At 62.2% G+C, this 17,270-nt stretch carries 16 protein-coding genes; 15 read left to right on the top strand and 1 reads right to left on the bottom strand.

From position 1 onward, the window contains the following. Window positions 1-8: 8 nt before the first annotated feature. Window positions 9-935, bottom strand: a complete 927-nt coding sequence (locus B7G66_RS15920) for a peptidylprolyl isomerase (protein ID WP_003622092.1) — start codon at window positions 933-935, stop codon at window positions 9-11. 18 nt (window positions 936-953) lie between these two features. On the opposite strand from B7G66_RS15920, the gene B7G66_RS18000 reads away from it, so the two are divergent. The 15 genes from B7G66_RS18000 (at window position 954) to ftsH (ending at window position 16,967) form a co-directional block, all read left to right on the top strand. Next, complete coding sequence (locus tag B7G66_RS18000) at window positions 954-1,118, top strand: hypothetical protein (RefSeq protein ID WP_003622094.1); 165 nt, start codon at window positions 954-956, stop codon at window positions 1,116-1,118. A gap of 355 nt (window positions 1,119-1,473) precedes the next feature. Beyond that, window positions 1,474-4,215 carry a preprotein translocase subunit SecA gene (gene secA / locus B7G66_RS15915; protein ID WP_003622096.1) on the top strand — a complete coding sequence of 914 codons (2,742 nt, stop codon included), beginning with the start codon at window positions 1,474-1,476 and terminating at the stop codon, window positions 4,213-4,215. 73 nt (window positions 4,216-4,288) lie between these two features. After that, complete coding sequence (locus B7G66_RS15910) at window positions 4,289-5,038, top strand: YebC/PmpR family DNA-binding transcriptional regulator (RefSeq protein WP_003622098.1); 750 nt, start codon at window positions 4,289-4,291, stop codon at window positions 5,036-5,038. A 12-nt stretch (window positions 5,039-5,050) separates the two neighbouring features. Then, window positions 5,051-5,557, top strand: a complete 507-nt coding sequence (ruvC, locus tag B7G66_RS15905) for a crossover junction endodeoxyribonuclease RuvC (protein WP_003622099.1) — start codon at window positions 5,051-5,053, stop codon at window positions 5,555-5,557. Beyond that, window positions 5,554-6,168, top strand: a complete 615-nt coding sequence (gene ruvA / locus B7G66_RS15900; RefSeq protein WP_003622101.1) for a Holliday junction branch migration protein RuvA — start codon at window positions 5,554-5,556, stop codon at window positions 6,166-6,168. Before ruvC ends, ruvA begins: the two co-directional genes overlap by 4 nt. Continuing rightward, on the top strand, window positions 6,165-7,223 hold the full coding sequence (gene ruvB, locus B7G66_RS15895; protein WP_003622103.1) for a Holliday junction branch migration DNA helicase RuvB: 1,059 nt from the start codon (window positions 6,165-6,167) through the stop codon (window positions 7,221-7,223). The genes ruvA and ruvB overlap by 4 nt, the downstream gene beginning before the upstream one ends. 9 nt (window positions 7,224-7,232) lie before the next feature. Further along, window positions 7,233-7,664: a YbgC/FadM family acyl-CoA thioesterase gene (locus B7G66_RS15890; protein WP_003622105.1), complete on the top strand. Its 432-nt coding sequence runs from the start codon at window positions 7,233-7,235 to the stop codon at window positions 7,662-7,664. A 125-nt stretch (window positions 7,665-7,789) separates the two neighbouring features. Further along, window positions 7,790-8,554 (top strand): protein TolQ, encoded by a 765-nt coding sequence (tolQ, locus tag B7G66_RS15885; RefSeq protein WP_003622107.1) that lies wholly within the window; start codon window positions 7,790-7,792, stop codon window positions 8,552-8,554. A 2-nt stretch (window positions 8,555-8,556) separates the two neighbouring features. After that, the gene (gene tolR / locus B7G66_RS15880) at window positions 8,557-8,991 is read left to right on the top strand and encodes a protein TolR (RefSeq protein ID WP_003622109.1); all 435 of its coding nucleotides are present in this window, start codon (window positions 8,557-8,559) and stop codon (window positions 8,989-8,991) included. Between the two features lie 46 nt (window positions 8,992-9,037). Continuing rightward, the gene (locus tag B7G66_RS15875) at window positions 9,038-10,027 is read left to right on the top strand and encodes a hypothetical protein (RefSeq protein ID WP_040512935.1); all 990 of its coding nucleotides are present in this window, start codon (window positions 9,038-9,040) and stop codon (window positions 10,025-10,027) included. Window positions 10,028-10,057: 30 nt separating this feature from the next. After that, on the top strand, window positions 10,058-11,431 hold the full coding sequence (gene tolB / locus B7G66_RS15870; protein WP_003622113.1) for a Tol-Pal system beta propeller repeat protein TolB: 1,374 nt from the start codon (window positions 10,058-10,060) through the stop codon (window positions 11,429-11,431). Between the two features lie 254 nt (window positions 11,432-11,685). Then, complete coding sequence (gene pal, locus B7G66_RS15865) at window positions 11,686-12,159, top strand: peptidoglycan-associated lipoprotein Pal (protein ID WP_003622115.1); 474 nt, start codon at window positions 11,686-11,688, stop codon at window positions 12,157-12,159. Between the two features lie 215 nt (window positions 12,160-12,374). After that, window positions 12,375-13,070, top strand: coding sequence for a tol-pal system YbgF family protein (locus B7G66_RS15860; RefSeq protein WP_003622117.1), 696 nt, complete (start codon window positions 12,375-12,377; stop codon window positions 13,068-13,070). Between the two features lie 502 nt (window positions 13,071-13,572). Further along, window positions 13,573-14,895 (top strand): tRNA lysidine(34) synthetase TilS, encoded by a 1,323-nt coding sequence (tilS, locus tag B7G66_RS15855; protein WP_003622119.1) that lies wholly within the window; start codon window positions 13,573-13,575, stop codon window positions 14,893-14,895. Window positions 14,896-15,032: 137 nt separating this feature from the next. Beyond that, window positions 15,033-16,967, top strand: coding sequence for an ATP-dependent zinc metalloprotease FtsH (gene ftsH, locus B7G66_RS15850; protein ID WP_003622121.1), 1,935 nt, complete (start codon window positions 15,033-15,035; stop codon window positions 16,965-16,967). Window positions 16,968-17,270 lie beyond the last annotated feature (303 nt).

Genomic DNA, 17,270 nt, shown 5'->3' with positions numbered 1-17,270 from the left:
TCGCGCGATCAGTGCGCGGCGGCGGGCGGCGGGGTCGGCGCGTTGTCGGGCAACGCCTTGCCATCAGGACCGTAACGCACGATCTTGACCTGTCCCACGGCGGAACTGACGGCCTTCTGCACGCCTTCCTGAATCAGCTTCTGGCGGATCTGGTCGCGCATGGAATCCAGTGTCGGGGTCGCGGCCGTGCGCTTGCCAAGAACCTGGATCACGTGCCAGCCATACTGGGTATGCACCGGGGTCTGGCTGAAGCTGTTGGGCTGCAGGGTTGATGCCGCATCCCAGAACGCCGGCAGCATGTCGCCCTTCTTGAACCAGCCAAGGTCGCCACCGTTCTGCTTGGCCGAACCGGGGTCCTTCGACAGCTTGGTCGCCAGGTCGGCGAAATTCGCACCACCCTTGAGCTGCTTGATGATGTCGTTGGCCTGCTCCTCGGTCGGGACGAGGATGTGGCGGGCGTGGATTTCCTCCGCCCCCGGCTTGTTGGCGTAATTCTTGTCGTAATACGCCTTGACCGCGTCATCGGTCAGGCCGGGCGTGACCTGTGATGACAGATAGGCGTTCTGCAACGCGTTCTGCGCCGCGACTTCCATCTGGTGCTGCACGTCGGGCTGCTTGGCAAGGCCACTCTTCTCCGCGACGATCTGGATCGCCTTCTGGTCAACCAGCTGGTTCAGCAGAATCGGGATGATGACATTTTCCGGCAGCTTGCGTAGCTGGTCGGGCATGGTCGCTATGGCCTGGCGGATATCGTTAAGGCGGATATCCTGGCCGTTGACCGACGCCAGGCGCGGGTTTGTGTCGGCCGGTGCAGTGGCCGCGGCGGGCTTGCTGGCTGCGGGGGCAGTGCCTGCGGCCAGGGCTGGAGGGACGATGATGGTGGAGGCAAGCAGGGCCATCGTGGCGATGGCCTTTGCCGGACCGAAAGTCCGCATGTGCGAAAAACCCTAATTATGGACGCGTTGGTCGGCATCATGGCGAAGGCCGCCCTGTCCCGCAAGGGGGCGGGCAGGGGAATGCCTGGATGGCGATTGGAACGGTCGCAGGGAACGGCCACAGGAACCCCACAGGGTGCGCCACAGGGCGCAGCACAGGGGCTGTCATTGGGGACGTCATAAGTGGAGCATCACTGAGGCCCGTCACTGCGGCCCGTCATTTGGGTCCGTCATGGGGTTTCGTCATGGGGCCCATTCACTGGGGCCATCATGATGGCCATCACAGGGCGGGGCAGGGCAGCGGTCAGGGTGGCGGTTGCAAGGGCAGGGATTCAGGGCAGGGATCAGGGCGGGCGCCATGGCAGGCATCCGGGCGGCCATCGGGACGATCATTTCGCCATGTGGTTGGGCGGCATCTGTTGACCCATGGCGACGTGGGTCCTATCTGATGGTTCCGCGCAAGAATGTTATCCGCATGCATGCCCCCCTGTGTCCATCGCCCCAAGGACGCAGGAATCGCCATCTCGGGAAGGTCCATATGTTCGCCAGTATTGCCCGTGCCCTGTTCGGAACCGCCAATGACCGGGCGTTGAAAGCGTATCAGCGGCGCATCCCCGCCATTAATGCGCTTGAACCCCAGATGCAGGCGCTTGACGATCAGGCACTCGCGGCCAAGACGGTTGAGTTCCGTGAACGCATCGCAAAGGGCGAAACCCTTGATGCGCTGCTGCCCGAAGCATTTGCCGTCTGCCGCGAGGCATCGCGCCGCGTGCTGGGGATGCGCCATTTCGATGTGCAGCTGATCGGCGGCATGGTGCTGCAGGATGGCAAGATCGCGGAAATGCGCACCGGCGAGGGCAAGACCCTGGTCGCGACGCTTGCTGTCTATCTCAGCGCGCTGTCGGGCAAGGGCGTGCATGTCGTCACCGTCAATGACTACCTCGCCAGTCGCGACGCGCAGGAAATGGGCCAGCTTTACTCTTTCCTCGGGCTTACGACGGGCGTGGTCGTGCCCAATATCCCCGAACATGAACGCCGCGCCGCCTATGCCGCGGATATCACGTACGGGACGAATAACGAATTCGGCTTCGACTACCTGCGCGACAACATGAAATACCGCGCCGAGGACATGGTCCAGCGCCCCTTCCACCATGCCATCGTCGATGAAGTCGATTCGATCCTGATTGACGAGGCGCGCACCCCGCTCATTATTTCCGGTCCGGCGGATGACAGCTCCGACCTCTACCGTTCCGTTGACGAGGTGATGGCGGTTCTGGTGAGGGACCCGGAAGCCTTTGAAAAAGATGAAAAATACCGCTCCGTCATCCTGACCGACCGTGGGGCGGAGGAAGTCGAGCAGATGTTGCGTGACGCGCAGGTGCTGCGTGAGGGCGGCCTTTACGACATCCAGAACGTCGCCGTCATCCACCATGTGCAGCAGTCGCTGCGCGCGCATACGCTGTTTACCCGCGATGTCGATTATATCGTCCGGGGTGGCAAGGTCATCATCATCGACGAATTCACCGGGCGCATGATGGATGGGCGGCGGTATTCGGACGGCCTGCACCAGGCGCTGGAGGCGAAGGAGCATGTGGAGATCCAGCAGGAAAACCAGACGCTGGCCTCCATCACGTTCCAGAACTATTTCCGCCTTTATCCCCGCCTGTCGGGCATGACCGGCACGGCGATGACCGAGGCCGATGAATTCGCGGATATTTACAAGCTCGAGGTCATTGAGATCCCGACCAACCGTCCCGTCTCGCGCAAGGATGACGATGACGAGGTTTACCTGACAGCGCGTGAGAAATACGAAGCCGTCAGTGCCCTGGTCGAAGATGTGTCGAAAAGCGGGCAGCCCGTCCTTGTCGGCACCACCTCCATTGAAAAGAGCGAGCTTCTGTCCGCCCTGCTGCACAAGCGCGGGGTCCGGCACAATGTCCTCAACGCCCGCTTTCACGAGATGGAGGCGACGATCGTGGCGCAGGCCGGCGCGCCGGGCGCCATCACCATTGCCACGAACATGGCCGGGCGTGGCACGGACATCAAGCTTGGCGGCAATGTGGAGATGCGCATCGCCCAGGAGCTTGGCGGGATCGAGGACCAGGAGGAACGCGCCCGCAAGGAAGCCGAACTGCGCAGGCAGGTGAGCGACTACCATGACACCGTGCAGAAGGCGGGCGGCCTGTATGTGATCGGCACCGAACGCCATGAAAGCCGCCGCATCGACAATCAGCTTCGTGGGCGTGCGGGGCGTCAGGGTGATCCGGGCAACTCGCGCTTCTTCATCTCGCTCGAAGATGACCTGATGCGGATCTTTGGCACCGACCGTATGGGCGGGATGTTGCAGAAAATGGGCCTGAAGGAGGGCGAGGCCATCGTCCATCCGTGGATCAACAAGGCGCTGGAGCGTGCGCAGAAAAAGGTCGAGGCCCGCAACTTCGACATGCGCAAGAATACGCTTAAATATGACGACGTCATGAATGACCAGCGCAAGGAGGTCTATGCCCAGCGCCGCGAATATATGTCGATGGAGGATGTGTCCCCCATCATCGCGGACATGCGCGCCGACGTCATCCACGACATGGTCGAACGTTATATTCCCGAACGTTCCTTTGCGGAGCAGTGGGACAAGGACGGCCTGTCCGCCGCCATCATGACGGAACTGTGCCTGACGTTGCCGATCGACGAATGGGCGGCGGAGGACGGGATGGACGCCACGTCCGTGGCGGAGCGGATCGAACAGGCCGCCAGCCAGGCGCAGGCCTCCAAGGCCGCGAATTTCGGCCCTTCCATCATGCGCTATGTTGAAAAGCAGGTGTTACTGACCACGTTCGATGCGGTGTGGAAGGAGCATCTGCTTGCCCTTGACCAGTTGCGCCAGGGCATTGGCCTGCGTGCCTATGGCCAGAAAGACCCGCTCAACGAGTTCAAGCATGAGGCGTTCGAGCTGTTCAATGCGATGCTCGATCATCTGCGCCTGCGTGTGACATCGACCATGGCACGGGTCGAGGTCGCGCCCCCGGCGATCGACAATCCCTTTGCCGGTGTCGCTGCGGAGGTCCATTCCGACCCGCGTGTGCCGGGGCTGGAAAATGAGCCGGGGCCGGGCCTGCTGGCGGATGCGAATGGAAAGGTCCCCGACCTTGCGATGGCGGAGCCGATCGGGGCCGCGGCGATCATGCCCGATGATCCGTCAAGCTGGGGCGAGGTGCCGCGTAACGCAATGTGCCCTTGCGGGTCGGGCCGGAAATACAAGCACTGCCACGGGCGGCTGGCCTGAGGGGCGGCCGGTCAGGGTGCGGGTGCTGTGACCAATTGATAATAAACAAGATTTACAGGATCAGGGACGAACGATGGCGGGTCATTCCCAATTCAAGAACATCATGCACCGCAAGGGCGCGCAGGATGCCAGGCGGGCGAAGCAGTTTGCCAAGGTCATCCGTGAAATCACCGTCGCCGCGCGTGAAGGCATGCCCGACCCGGCCATGAATCCGCGCCTGCGTGCCGCCATGTCCGCCGCGCGTGAGGTGAACATGCCCAAGGACACCGTCGAACGCGCGATCAAGAAAGCGTCGGGCGCAGGTGGTGGCGATGATTATGTGGAGGTCCGTTACGAGGGGTATGGCCCCGCCGGTGTCGCGGTGATTGTGGAGGGCCTGACCGATAACCGTAACCGTACGGCGTCGGATGTACGCGCGGCATTTTCCAAGCATGGCGGATCGCTTGGCGAGACGAACTCCGTCTCCTTCATGTTCCAGCGCCTTGGTGTCGTGACCTATCCGCTTGATGTCGCGACCGAGGACGGGATGCTCGAAGCCGGGATCGAGGCCGGGGCCGATAACGTGGAAACCACCGCGGAAGGGCATGAAGTGACCTGCCCCGTGGAGTCATTTTTCGCGGTGCGTGATGCGCTGGAAACCCGATTTGGCGAACCTGCGTCGGCCAAGCTCGACTGGCGTCCCGAAACGGTCGTCACCCTGGACGAGGACAAGGCCCGCAGCGTGCTCAAGCTGATTGACGTGCTGGAAGAAAATGATGACGTCCAGTCGGTCTATGCCAATTTCGACCTGCCTGATGACGTCGCCGAAGCATTGTCGGCCTGATCGCGCACGGCGATGGTGCGGATACTGGGGATTGATCCCGGCCTGCGCTTTACCGGCTGGGGTGTGATCGAGGCACGGGACAACCGGCTGTCGCACGTGGCGGATGGCGTCATCGCAACCGACGCCGCGATGTCGGTCCCGTTACGCCTGCGCCACCTGCATGACGCGCTTTTGGAACTTGGTCGCGGTTTCGCCCCTGACGAGGCCGCGATCGAGGAAACCTATGTCAACCGTAACGGGGCCGCCACGCTGAAGCTGGGCTATGCCCGTGGTGTCGGGCTTCTGGTGCCGGTGCTTCTGGATATACCGGTGTCCGAATATGGTGCGAAATCGGTCAAGCGTTCGGTTGTTGGCACCGGGGCGGCGACCAAGGAACAGGTGGAAATGATGGTGCGACGCCTGCTGCCGACCGCGATCGCGAAACGTTCTGATGCGGCGGACGCGCTGGCGGTGGCGATCTGCCATGCCCACCATCGTGCCAGTGCCGCGCATATCGCACGCGCCACGAGGATGGCATGATCGCGCAACTGACCGGCCTTGTGGGGCAGGTGGAGGCGGATCGCTGCGTCATTGATGTCGGTGGGGTGGGCTATCTTGTCCTGGCCTCGACCCGCACCCTGTCCGCCCTGCCGCAGGGGCCAGAGGTCGCGCGCGTGCTGATTGAAACCGTGGTGCGCGAAGATGCGATCCTCCTGTATGGCTTCATCGACGCGGCGGAACGTTCATGGTTCCGTCTTTTGACCACGGTGCAGGGGGTGGGCGCGAAGGTGGCGCTGGCGATCCTGTCCACGCTTCCGGCATCCGAACTGATTGCGGCCATCGCCTCGGGTGATAAATCGGGGCTGACACGGGCGGCGGGGGTTGGCGCGCGGCTTGCGCAGCGGATCGTCACCGAACTGCGTGACAAATGCGACGGCATGCCCGGTGGCGGCGCGCCCGGCGTGGTCATGGCGGGGGTCAAGGTTACGGGCAATGGCGGCGTGATGTCTGATGCGCTGCTGGCGCTGTCGGGCCTTGGATTCCGGCGGGCAGAGGCGCAGCCGGTCGTCGCCCGGGTCATGGACCGTCTTGACGGTGGAGGGGACCTTGACGTCATCATCCGCGAAAGCCTGAAGGAACTGGCCCGATGAGCGGACATCCCGAACGCGAGGTCGATGCCGCCCGGGGCGAGGATGACATCGCCGAAGCAAGCCTGCGCCCCCAGACGCTTGACGATTTCACCGGCCAGAAGGCCAGCCGCGAGAACCTTGCCATCTTCATCGCGGCCGCGCGGCAGCGGGGGGAGGCGATGGACCATGTGCTGCTGCATGGTCCGCCGGGGCTGGGCAAGACGACACTGGCGCAGATTGTTGCGCGTGAACTCGGGGTGGGGTTCCGTGCGACGTCCGGTCCCGTCATCCAGCGCGCGGGCGATCTTGCCGCGATTTTGACCAATTTGCAGCCGCGCGACGTATTGTTCATTGACGAGATCCACCGCCTCCAGCCCTCCATCGAGGAGGTGCTGTATCCGGCGATGGAGGATTTTCAGCTTGACCTGATCATCGGCGAAGGCCCCGCCGCGCGGTCGGTGCGCATCGACCTTGCGCCCTTTACGCTGGTTGCGGCAACGACGCGTGCGGGGCTGCTGGCGACCCCGTTGCGCGACCGGTTTGGCATTCCGCTGCGTCTGGTGTTCTACACGCCCGAGGAATTGCGCCAGATCGTCTCACGCGGGGCGCAGAAGCTGAATTTCGAACTGACCCATGACGGGGCGGAAGAGATCGCGCGCCGTTCGCGCGGGACACCGCGAATCGCGGGGCGGCTGTTGCGCCGGGTGCGTGATTTCGCCGCTGTGGCGCGATCGGGCCATGGTCCGGTGGACCGGGCGCTGGCCGATGCGGCTCTGGCGCGGCTTGAGGTGGATTCGATGGGGCTGGATGGCATGGACCGCCGTTACCTGCGCCGCATCGCGCAATACCATCATGGTGGTCCCGTGGGGGTGGAAACCCTGGCCGCCGCCCTTGCAGAGGCGCGCGACACGATCGAGGATGTGATCGAACCCTATCTGATCCAGGAGGGGCTGGTCCTGCGCACCAGTCGTGGCCGCATGCTGGGTGAACGCGGATGGCGTCATCTGGGGCTGGTGCCCCCCGCGCGCACGGCGGGGCAGGGCGACCTGCTGGGGGAGATCGGGGACGGGGCATAGGTAATCGGCATGGCGCAGCACGAGATCGATTTTCGCATCTATTACGAGGATACGGACGCCGGGGGCGTGGTCTATCACGCGCGCTATCTCGCCTTTGCGGAGCGCGCACGCACGGAGGCGATCCGTGCGCAGGGCTGTGCGGTGTCGGGGCTGCTGTCCGATTACGGGCTGGTGTTTGTCGTGCGTAACGCCGCGCTGGATTACCGCCGCCCGTTCCGTCTGGATGACATCATGCGCATCACGACTCGGCTGACGGAACTCGGCCCGGCAAGCTGTCGCCTGTTCCAGTCGTTCGCACGCGTTGACGAAGGTCACAATACCGCGCCGCAGGAGGTATGCGCCACGTTGGATGTGCGCCTTGCATGCATTCGCGCAGACGACGGGCGACCTGCCCGATTTCCGCCGCGATGGCGTGATCTATTGAATACATTGCTGGCCTGAGCAGGCTTCGCCGCGCATATTTTTCCGGTCGGAACGCATGCCGGTGACGCTCTTTTGGCGTCGGGGGTTGCAGGTAGTGCATTGCTGCGCGGAAAGCGGCTTGGCGCTGACTTGCCAAACAGGCAATGTTCGTGTTTGAGCGGACGATTGAAGGTGTGCAGGAGGCGTTTTTGGACCAAGCGGTTAACGCGGCGAATCTGGGCGCGGCTGCGGCTGGCGGATTGTCGTTATGGAGTCTGTTTCTTCAGGCGGCGATTGTCGTCAAGCTGGTGATGATGGGGCTGGTTGTCAGCAGCGTCATCGTATGGGCGATCATTTTCGACAAGATCGTGACCATCCGCCGGGTCAACCGGCAGGCCTCCGATTTCGAGGAGAGGTTCTGGGCGGGCGGCAGCCTGGAGGATCTGTATGAATCCGACGGCGCAAAGCCGATTCACCCGATGGCCGCCGTATTTGGCGCGGCAATGGGCGAATGGCGTCGGTCGTCGCGTATCACGGGCATCGACCTGGTGCATGGCGGGGTGCAGGATCGCGTCAATCGCGCCATGTCCATCACCATCACGCGCGAAATGGACCGGCTGAACCGGTGGCTGATCTTTGTCGCGACCATCGGGCCGGTGGCGCCGTTCATCGGCCTGTTCGGCACGGTGTGGGGCATCATGCATGCGTTCGGGTCGATCGCTGCCATGCATAACACCAACCTCAGCGTCGTGGCGCCGGGTATTTCCGAAGCCCTGTTTGCCACGGCCATCGGCCTTGTCACCGCCATCCCTGCCGTGATCGCCTATAACGTCATCGGCAACAGCCTTGGTGTGTTCGAGGACAGGCTGGATGCGTTCGGGACCGAGTTCGCGGCCATCCTGTCGCGCCAGTCCGAAGAAAGGGGCTGATCATGGCCGGTGGCCTGCGTGACCTGCGCCGGCGTCGTCGCCGGCGCCCCATGTCGGATATCAACGTCACGCCGCTTGTGGACGTCATGCTGGTGCTGCTGATCATTTTCATGGTCACGGCGCCGATGATGACAAGTGGTGTCAATGTGGACCTGCCGAAAACCGACGCGGCCCCCGTCAATACGGACACGAAACCCATTACGGTTTCCATCCGTTCCGATGGTTCCCTTTATCTTGGGGATAATGCCGTGTCGCCGGATGCGCTGGTGGATCAGTTGCGTGCCGCGGCGCAGAATGATCGTGAACACCGCATTTTCGTGCGCGGGGATTCACATATTGATTATGGCCGCGTCATGCAGGTGATGGGGCAGATCACGGCAGGTGGGTTCACGCACGTCGCCCTGCTGGCACAGCAGCCGCCCGGTGGCGGGCACTGATACGGGCTTGGCCAACATACTGGACAATTTCGGGAGTCCCCTGATCGTGCCGCCTCCGCGTCGTTCCGAACGTGTCCTGCTGCGCCGTTCGATCCTTGTATCGGGCGGCCTGCACGTGGCGCTGCTGCTGGCGGTGATATTGCGCCTGCCGGTGCCAACGCCGCCTGAACCACCCCCACCACCCACGGTGGAGATGGAATTTACATCCGATTCCGGCGATGCCCCCCCGCACAAGGGGGAAAAGCCCGCGCCCAAACCTGCGCCCGCCCCGGCCCCGGTGCCCAATCCGGCCCCGCCCGCGCCGACACCGCCGGAAAAGGAACCCAACGAGGAGGCAGCCCCACCCCCCCCGCCGCCTCCTCCCATGCCGCCGCCGCAGGAGGCACCGGCCCCCACGCCGGATACCCCCACGCCCCCCAAGGCGGAGGAACCGTCGCCTGATGCGCTGAAGCTGCCGCCGCAGCCACAGTCGGTGCCCGCGCCCGCAAGTGCGCCGGTGCCGCCTTCGCCGCAGCCGGAGGATAATGCGCCGCCAAAGGTGCAGGAATTCTCCCACATCACGCAGCCGAACGAGACGAAGAAGGCTGTGCCGGACACGCATTCGCTGTTGGCGACGCTGGATTCCTTCCGTGCGGACCAGAAGCAGACCCATCCGCCCAAGGCCCGCGCCAACCCGGCACAGGGGGGCGCGCCCGATGGTGGCGGTGCCCCTGACGGAGATATTACCCAGTCCATGAGTGCGGCCGACCAGAAGGGCATCGGCAATGCCGTGCGACGCTGTTATTCCGAAGATACGGCCGCGCGTAATTATGCGCAGTTCGTGGCGCATCTTGTGGTGACGGTGGATGCCACGGGCACGGCACGCATCGTGGAATTCGCACCGCAGACACAGGCGCGCATGGACAGCGACCCGTCCTATCGCGCGCTGGCGGAACGCGCGCGTGATGCGGTGCTGAGCCCCACCTGCGCCAAGCTGCCAATTCCCAAGAACCTGCTGGGCCAGACCCGACAGTTGAAATTCGTATTTCGTCCATAAAAGCAGGACGAGACCGAGGAGACGATTGAGATGAGTCCAAGTGTAAAGCCTGTTATCCCCGATGCGGATGCCGATCGCCTGGCCGCTGCGTTTGGTCGCCGTGGCGTCATGGGGGCGGGGATCGCGGGGGGGCTGCTTGCGACGCCGCTGTTCGCGCCCGTGGGCGTGGCGCATGCCCAGTCGGCGGCCCCGGATGCGGAAATCACCGTGGATCAGGCCCGTACTGCGCCGATTCCCATTGTCATCCCGTCATTGGGGAACGGGATCGGACAGCAGATCACCGATGTCATTTCCGCCGACCTGGGGAATTGCGGCCTGTTCCGTCCCATTTCGGCCTCCATGCCGACGGGGCGTCCCGATTTCGCGACGTACAAGACCATGGGTGCGCGTGCGATGGTGTCCGGGCGTGCGGAAAATACCGGGTCGTCCATCCGGGTGGAATTCCGCCTGTGGGATGTGACCACCGGCAGCCAGATCCAGGGGACAGCCTATACCGCGTCAAGCCAGGATTGGCGGCGGATCGCGCATGTGATTTCCGACGTGATCTATACGCGCCTGCTGGGGGAGAAAGGGTATTTCAATTCCCGCATTGCTTATGTCGCGATGTCGGGACCGCGTTCGCACCAGACGCGCCGCCTTGCGATCATGGACCAGGACGGCGCCGACAGCCGGTATCTGACCAGCGGGCAGTGGGATACGATCACCCCGCGCTTCAACCCGGCGAATAGCGAACTCGCCTTCATGTCATATATCAACAACCGTCCGCGCGTTTACCTGTTCAACCTCAATACGGGGCAGCAGCGTATGCTTGGCGAGTTTTCGGGCATGTCATTCGCGCCGCGTTTCAGCCCGCGCGGCGATGCGGTGGTCCTGTCGGTGACGCGCGGCAGCGGGTCCGACCTGTATTCGGTGGATTTGTCGAGCATGTCGCGCCACCAGATCACGGCATCGGGCGCGATTGACACCAGCCCGTGCTACAGCCCCGATGGGTCACAGATTGTCTTTAACTCCGATCGTGGCGGCTCCCCGCAGCTTTATGTAATGCCGGCCACCGGGGGCGATGCAAAGCGCATTTCCTATGGCCATGGGCATTACGGGTCGCCCGTATGGTCACCGCGTGGCGACCTGATCGCATTTTCGCGTATCGCCAACGGTTCCTTCTCCCTTGGTGTCATGGCGCCTGACGGGACGGGGGAACGTATCCTGACGCAGGGCTTTACAGTGGAAAGCCCGACTTTCTGCCCAAATGGCCGGGTTCTTGCTTTCTGTCGCCAGACCGCCGCCCATGCGGGCGGCGCGGGGTTCAGCTCCGGCATCAGCAGCATTGACATCACCGGCTTCCACGAGCGTCCCTTGCCGGTCGGCAGTTCGTCCGATCCGACATGGTCGCCCCTGAACCAGTAAAAGGAGACATTTTTACAACAGTCGATGGGTACAATATCATGCAGCATTTCGTCGCGTGATGGTCCGGTATGTGTCCACTTCAACTTGACGATCATGGTGCCGATGAAGTATTCATGCCGCAGGTCTCCAGCGTTCGCGGGTCTCTGTTTACGTTTGTTGGCAGGGCAAAACGAGACTCGGGACCAGCAGAATTTGTACCCGGAAATTTAACAAGTGGTTTCAATATAAAAGAAACCAATCCAGGATCAAAAGTAATGAGACTGAAGCTTCTTGGCGCCGCTGGCATGGCTCTCTTCCTTGCCGCCTGCTCCGATCACACGAACAAGGCCGTCAACACCGGCGCCGCCACCCAGCAGCAGACCGGCCCCGTGCCCGGCAGCGAAGCCGACCTGGTGGCGAACGCGGGTGATCGCGTGTTCTTCGAACTGAACCAGAACTCCCTGTCCGCCGACGCAAAGGCGACGCTGGACCGTCAGGCTGCCTGGCTTGCAAAGTATCCGCAGGTCAACATCCAGATCGCCGGCAACTGCGACGATCGTGGGACCGAGGAATACAACCTTGCCCTGGGTCAGCGTCGTGCGAACGCCGCCCATGACTATCTGGTGGCCAAGGGTGTCGCGGCTTCGCGCATCACGACCATCTCCTACGGCAAGGACCGTCCGACCGCCCCTGGCGATGACGAAGCTTCCTGGTCGCAGAACCGCAACGCGATTTCCGCGGTGCAGTAAGGTTTCCTTTCCCGTCATGGGAAATGGAGGTTTTAACGGAGCCGGTCGGGTGCTTATCACCCGGCCGGTTTTGTTTTAGGTATATGCCTGTTCCATCCGGTCCCGTACATACCGGCAAGATATAAATGCTCAAGAAGAGGATTCCATCCATGCGGTCTGTTGTGTCCAGCTTTGTTCACGCGGGGCGGCGGTCGCTGCGAACTGCTCTTTTGGGGATGGTGATGGGGGGGGCGGTCCTGCATGTTGGTGCGGCGCGGGCCGATGATAACGGCAATCTTGTGCTGCAACTGCTGGAGCGTGTGAATACGCTGGAGGAGCAGACCCGCGACATGCGCGGACAGATTGATCAGTTGAACAATCAGGTGCAGCAGCAGAATGCGACACTGAGCAAGCAGATCGCTGATATGAATTTCGCGATGCAGAACGGGCACGGTGGCGCATCGGGTGGTGCCGCCAGCGCGGCTTCGACCGCGGCAGCGGGGGCAGCGCCGCTGGCGTCGGCGGATGGCGCAGCACCAGCGAAACGTACGGCGGCTGATATCCTGAAGGACGGGAATGCGGCCTTGCTGCGGCAGGATTACACCGCCGCGCAGGCGGATGCGCAGCAGGTGCTGTCCGGTCCCAAAAGTGTGCGTCAGATTGATGCGCAGTATCTGCTGGCGCAATCGCTGGCGGGACAGAAGCAGTATCGCCAGTCGGCGCTGGCTTATTATGACACCTATAACCGTTCCCCCCATGGGGCCCGCGCGCCAAGTGCGCTGCTGGGGGTTGCCGCGACATTGGTGGCGTTGGGGGACAAGGCATCCGCCTGTCAGGCACTGGACAAGTTGTCGAGTGAATTTCCAGAACCTGAGCCCCGCATCCGCAGTGCGGAAGGCATCTATCGCAAAAAGGCGAAGTGCGGCGGTTGATGGTTCCTGTCAGTAGAGGGTGACAGACTGTTTGCAAGGTGAAATCAGGCAACCAGTTGGAATGATAAAATTTTTGACCACTTTTCCCAAAGCTTTGAAAAATATTGTTTTTTCAAACGGTTGAAGTAACGCCTGATTTTCTCATTTCATTGTCAAAAGCCTGTTTCCAAACAGTTTTCTGGAGATTGTTTAAAAACAGACCATTGATAGGAAATAAGAAAAGTTTTTGGGGGCCGCCTTTCGATCGAAAAAGGCGGCGTCTTCTGAAGCTTTTTAGAAAAAGTTTCACCAAAAAACTTTATGATTTCAGGATGTTGTTGATCCTGATTTTTCAAACAGTCTCTTGGACGAAGATGTTTCCTGTGAAGCTTTTTTTGGGAATGCTTCACAAGCTGTCGCCCTGTCTGAAACAGTGATGTCCGGGAATTTATATTGGTTTCGGTATGTTGGTGGGGCTGCATTTTCAGACAATCTCTCAGGCATTACGGGGCGGCGGGGCAGGATGGATGACACCACGCGCATGATGCGTGCGCAGGGCGGCCGGGTGATTGGCGATGCCGGATTCGCGCGATGCATGCAGGCGTTGGGACCATGGTTGCCCGATGGGCCTGATGCGGTGCCGGTTGCAATCGCGGTATCCGGGGGAGCGGACAGTCTGGCGCTTGCGCTGTTGACGCGGCGGTGGCGGCGCGCGGTTGTCGGGCTGGTGGTGGATCACGGGTTGCGTGCGGAATCGGCGGATGAGGCCGCACGGACGGTGCGTTGCCTTGCAGAGATGGATATTCCTGCACGGTTGTTGCGTCTGCGGGGGTTGCTGCGTGGTCCACGCATGGCCGAACGTGCGCGACGCCTGCGTTATCAGGCGTTGTGTCACGCCTGCCGCGAACTGGGCTGTCTTGACCTCCTGCTTGGCCATCATGGTGATGACCAGGCTGAAACCGTCATGATGCGCCAGCGTGCGTCCAGTGGCCCCGACGGGCTGGCGGCGATGGCGCAGGCGGTCGCGGGGACTGACGTGCGGTTTGTGCGGCCGTTGCTGGGCGTGTGCAAGGCTGATCTTTACGCCACCTTGCGTCATGCGGGCATCGACTGGGTGGAGGACCCGTCCAACACCGATCTGCGCACCGAACGCGCCCGGGCGCGACATGCACTGTCAACGGATGCGCAGTTGCGGCGGGTATGCCTGCAAACGGCCCAGCAGGCGGGGGGGCGGCGTATGGCGCGTGATGCGCAGGATGCGCAATGGCTGGCGGCTCATGCCCGCTTTGATGCGGGGGGATGGGTCGGCCTGCCCCGTATGTTGCCGCCCGAACGGGTACTGTCCGCGCTGGTACGCACCGTATCCGGCCATGAATATCCCCCTTCGCCCGGTGGCGTTGCCGCCCTGTGTGCGGTTCCGCGTGCTGCGACCCTGGGCGGGGCGTGCCTGCTGGCGCATGGTGGGGAATGGTTGCTGGCGCGGGAGGAAGCGGCGATGCAGGGGCATGTCCGCGCCCGTGCGGGCATATGCTGGGACGGGCGTTTCGTCTTGCATGTGGATGGGGTGGCGGATGGGGCGGTCCCTGCGCTGTCGGACCTGTATGTCGGTGCGGCCGGGGCGGTTGCCACATGGTGGCCGCGCGAACGGGGGCGGCCCCCCTTTCCTGCGCGCGTGTTGCGCACGCTGCCCGCGCTGCATCGGGGCGGACGGGTGGTGGCGGTGCCGCATATGGGGGTATTCGCCCCCGGCATGGAACAGGGGTGGCGTTTTGCCTTTGCCCCGCCCTGTCCGGCGACAATGCTTGCCAGATTTACCCCATCAGGGCAGATTCATCACCCCGTTTGACAGAAAGGTCTGTCATGGGGGGTGTGAATATGCCTTGATCGTCCTATGTAAGAAAGACGTAACAGGAACTTGGTGTCTGTCAGTTGGCCTGCCCCGGTGGGTCCACGAGGGCGTCAGCACATGGAACAGTGGGCAAGATGAATAATTTCGGCCGGAACCTGGCCCTGTGGGTAATCATCATTGTGCTGCTTCTGCTGCTGTTCAACGTTTTCCAGCCGGGAAGCGCACAGCACGCATCGCAGCAGTTGGCGTATTCGGATTTCATCGGTGACGTAAACACCGGGCATGTGCGCTCTGTCGTGGTGCAGGATCATACGATTACCGGCACCCTGACCGATGGGACATCGTTCGATACCTATGCGCCGCAGGACCCGACATTGATCTCGCGCCTGACGGACAAGGGCGTCGAAGTCGTGGCAAAGCCGATCGACAGCGACACCAATCCGTTCCTGCGCTATCTGATCAATTACGCACCGCTGCTGCTGATGGTGGGGGCATGGATCTTCATCATGCGCCAGATGCAGTCCGGCAGCGGGCGCGCGATGGGCTTTGGCAAGTCGCGGGCGCGGATGCTGACGGAAAAACAGGGACGCGTCACATTTGACGATGTCGCCGGCATTGATGAGGCCAAGGGCGAATTGCAAGAGATCGTGGACTTCCTGCGCGATCCGCAGAAGTTCACACGTCTGGGTGGCAAGATCCCCAAGGGCGTGCTGCTTGTCGGCCCGCCCGGCACGGGTAAGACGCTGCTTGCCCGCGCCATCGCGGGGGAGGCGAACGTTCCGTTCTTCACCATCTCCGGCTCGGACTTTGTTGAAATGTTTGTCGGTGTTGGCGCCTCACGTGTGCGCGACATGTTCGAACAGGGCAAGAAGGCCGCGCCATGCATCATCTTCATCGACGAAATTGACGCCGTGGGCCGCCATCGTGGCGCGGGCCTTGGCGGTGGCAATGATGAACGCGAGCAGACGCTTAACCAGATGCTGGTGGAGATGGACGGTTTTGACAGCAATGAGGGCGTGATCCTGATTGCCGCGACCAACCGGCCCGATGTCCTTGACCCCGCGCTGCTGCGTCCAGGTCGTTTTGACCGGCAGGTCGTGGTGCCGAACCCCGATGTTGCAGGGCGTGAGAAGATCCTGCGCGTGCATATGCGCAAGGTGCCGCTGGCGTCCGATGTCGATCCCAAGGTGATTGCGCGCGGCACGCCCGGCTTTTCTGGCGCGGACCTTGCCAACCTTGTGAACGAGGCGGCGTTGATGGCGGCGCGCATGGGCAAGCGCACGGTCGCGATGCTGGAGTTCGAGAACGCCAAGGACAAGGTCATGATGGGCGCGGAACGCCGTTCGCTGGTCATGACCGATGACGAGAAGAAAATGACCGCCTATCACGAGGGCGGGCATGCGCTGGTGGGTATCCTGACGCCGGGGTCCGACCCGGTGCACAAGGCGACGATCATTCCGCGTGGCCGTGCGCTGGGCATGGTCATGAGCCTGCCGGAAAAGGATCGTTATTCCGAAAGCCGTTCGTGGTGCATTGGCAAGCTGACGCTGGCGATGGGTGGTCGCGCGGCAGAGGAAATCATCTTTGGCCCCGACAATGTCTCGACCGGGGCATCGGGCGACATCAAGATGGCAACCGATGTTGCGCGCCGCATGGTCACTGAATGGGGCATGAGCGAGAAGCTCGGCATGGTGGCCTATGGTGGCAACGGACAGGAGGTCTTCCTTGGTCACAGCGTGACCCAGAACAAGAACGTGTCCGAGGAAACCGCGCGTGAGATTGATAACGAGGTCCGTAGCCTGATTGATGCGGCCTATCTCAAGGCGCGGACATTGTTGCTGGATCACATTGATCAGTTGCATCGCCTGGGTGAGGCGCTGTTGGAATATGAAACCCTGACGGGCGAGGAAATCCGCCAGGTCCTGCGCGGTGAGAAGATCACCCGCGTTGTGGTGGATGATCCGATGCCCGAAAACCGGCGCCCGTCGGTTCCGCCTTCGGCCCCCACGGGGTCCTTGCCGGGGCCTGCGGTCGGGCCGGATGTCGGTCCCGCGCCCCAGCCGGGCTGACGCCCCGGGGCAGTTTCCGGGGGGCGTTTCATGATGGATCGGGATGGCGGAAGGACCGGATGGGTTCTTCCGCCATTCTTTTTTGGGCGGTTTGAAAAGAGGGTTCCTATTGACACACCGGGGGTAATCAAAAGTTCTGGTGAATCTGTTTGTCACAGGCGCCGAAAGGCATCTTTTTTATCAAACGGTTGGTTCTGCATGTTTTCTTGGGGACTGTTGGAAAACACATCATTGATAAAAAAGAAAAGTTTCTGGGTGTCGCCTTTCGATCGAAAAAGGCGGCGTCTTCTGAAGCTTTTTAGA

This window comes from Novacetimonas hansenii JCM 7643 (genome assembly GCF_000964405.1).
Taxonomy (GTDB): domain Bacteria; phylum Pseudomonadota; class Alphaproteobacteria; order Acetobacterales; family Acetobacteraceae; genus Novacetimonas; species Novacetimonas hansenii.
Note: the sequence above shows the minus strand (reverse complement) of the source record. Positions and strands in the feature narration are given on the sequence as shown.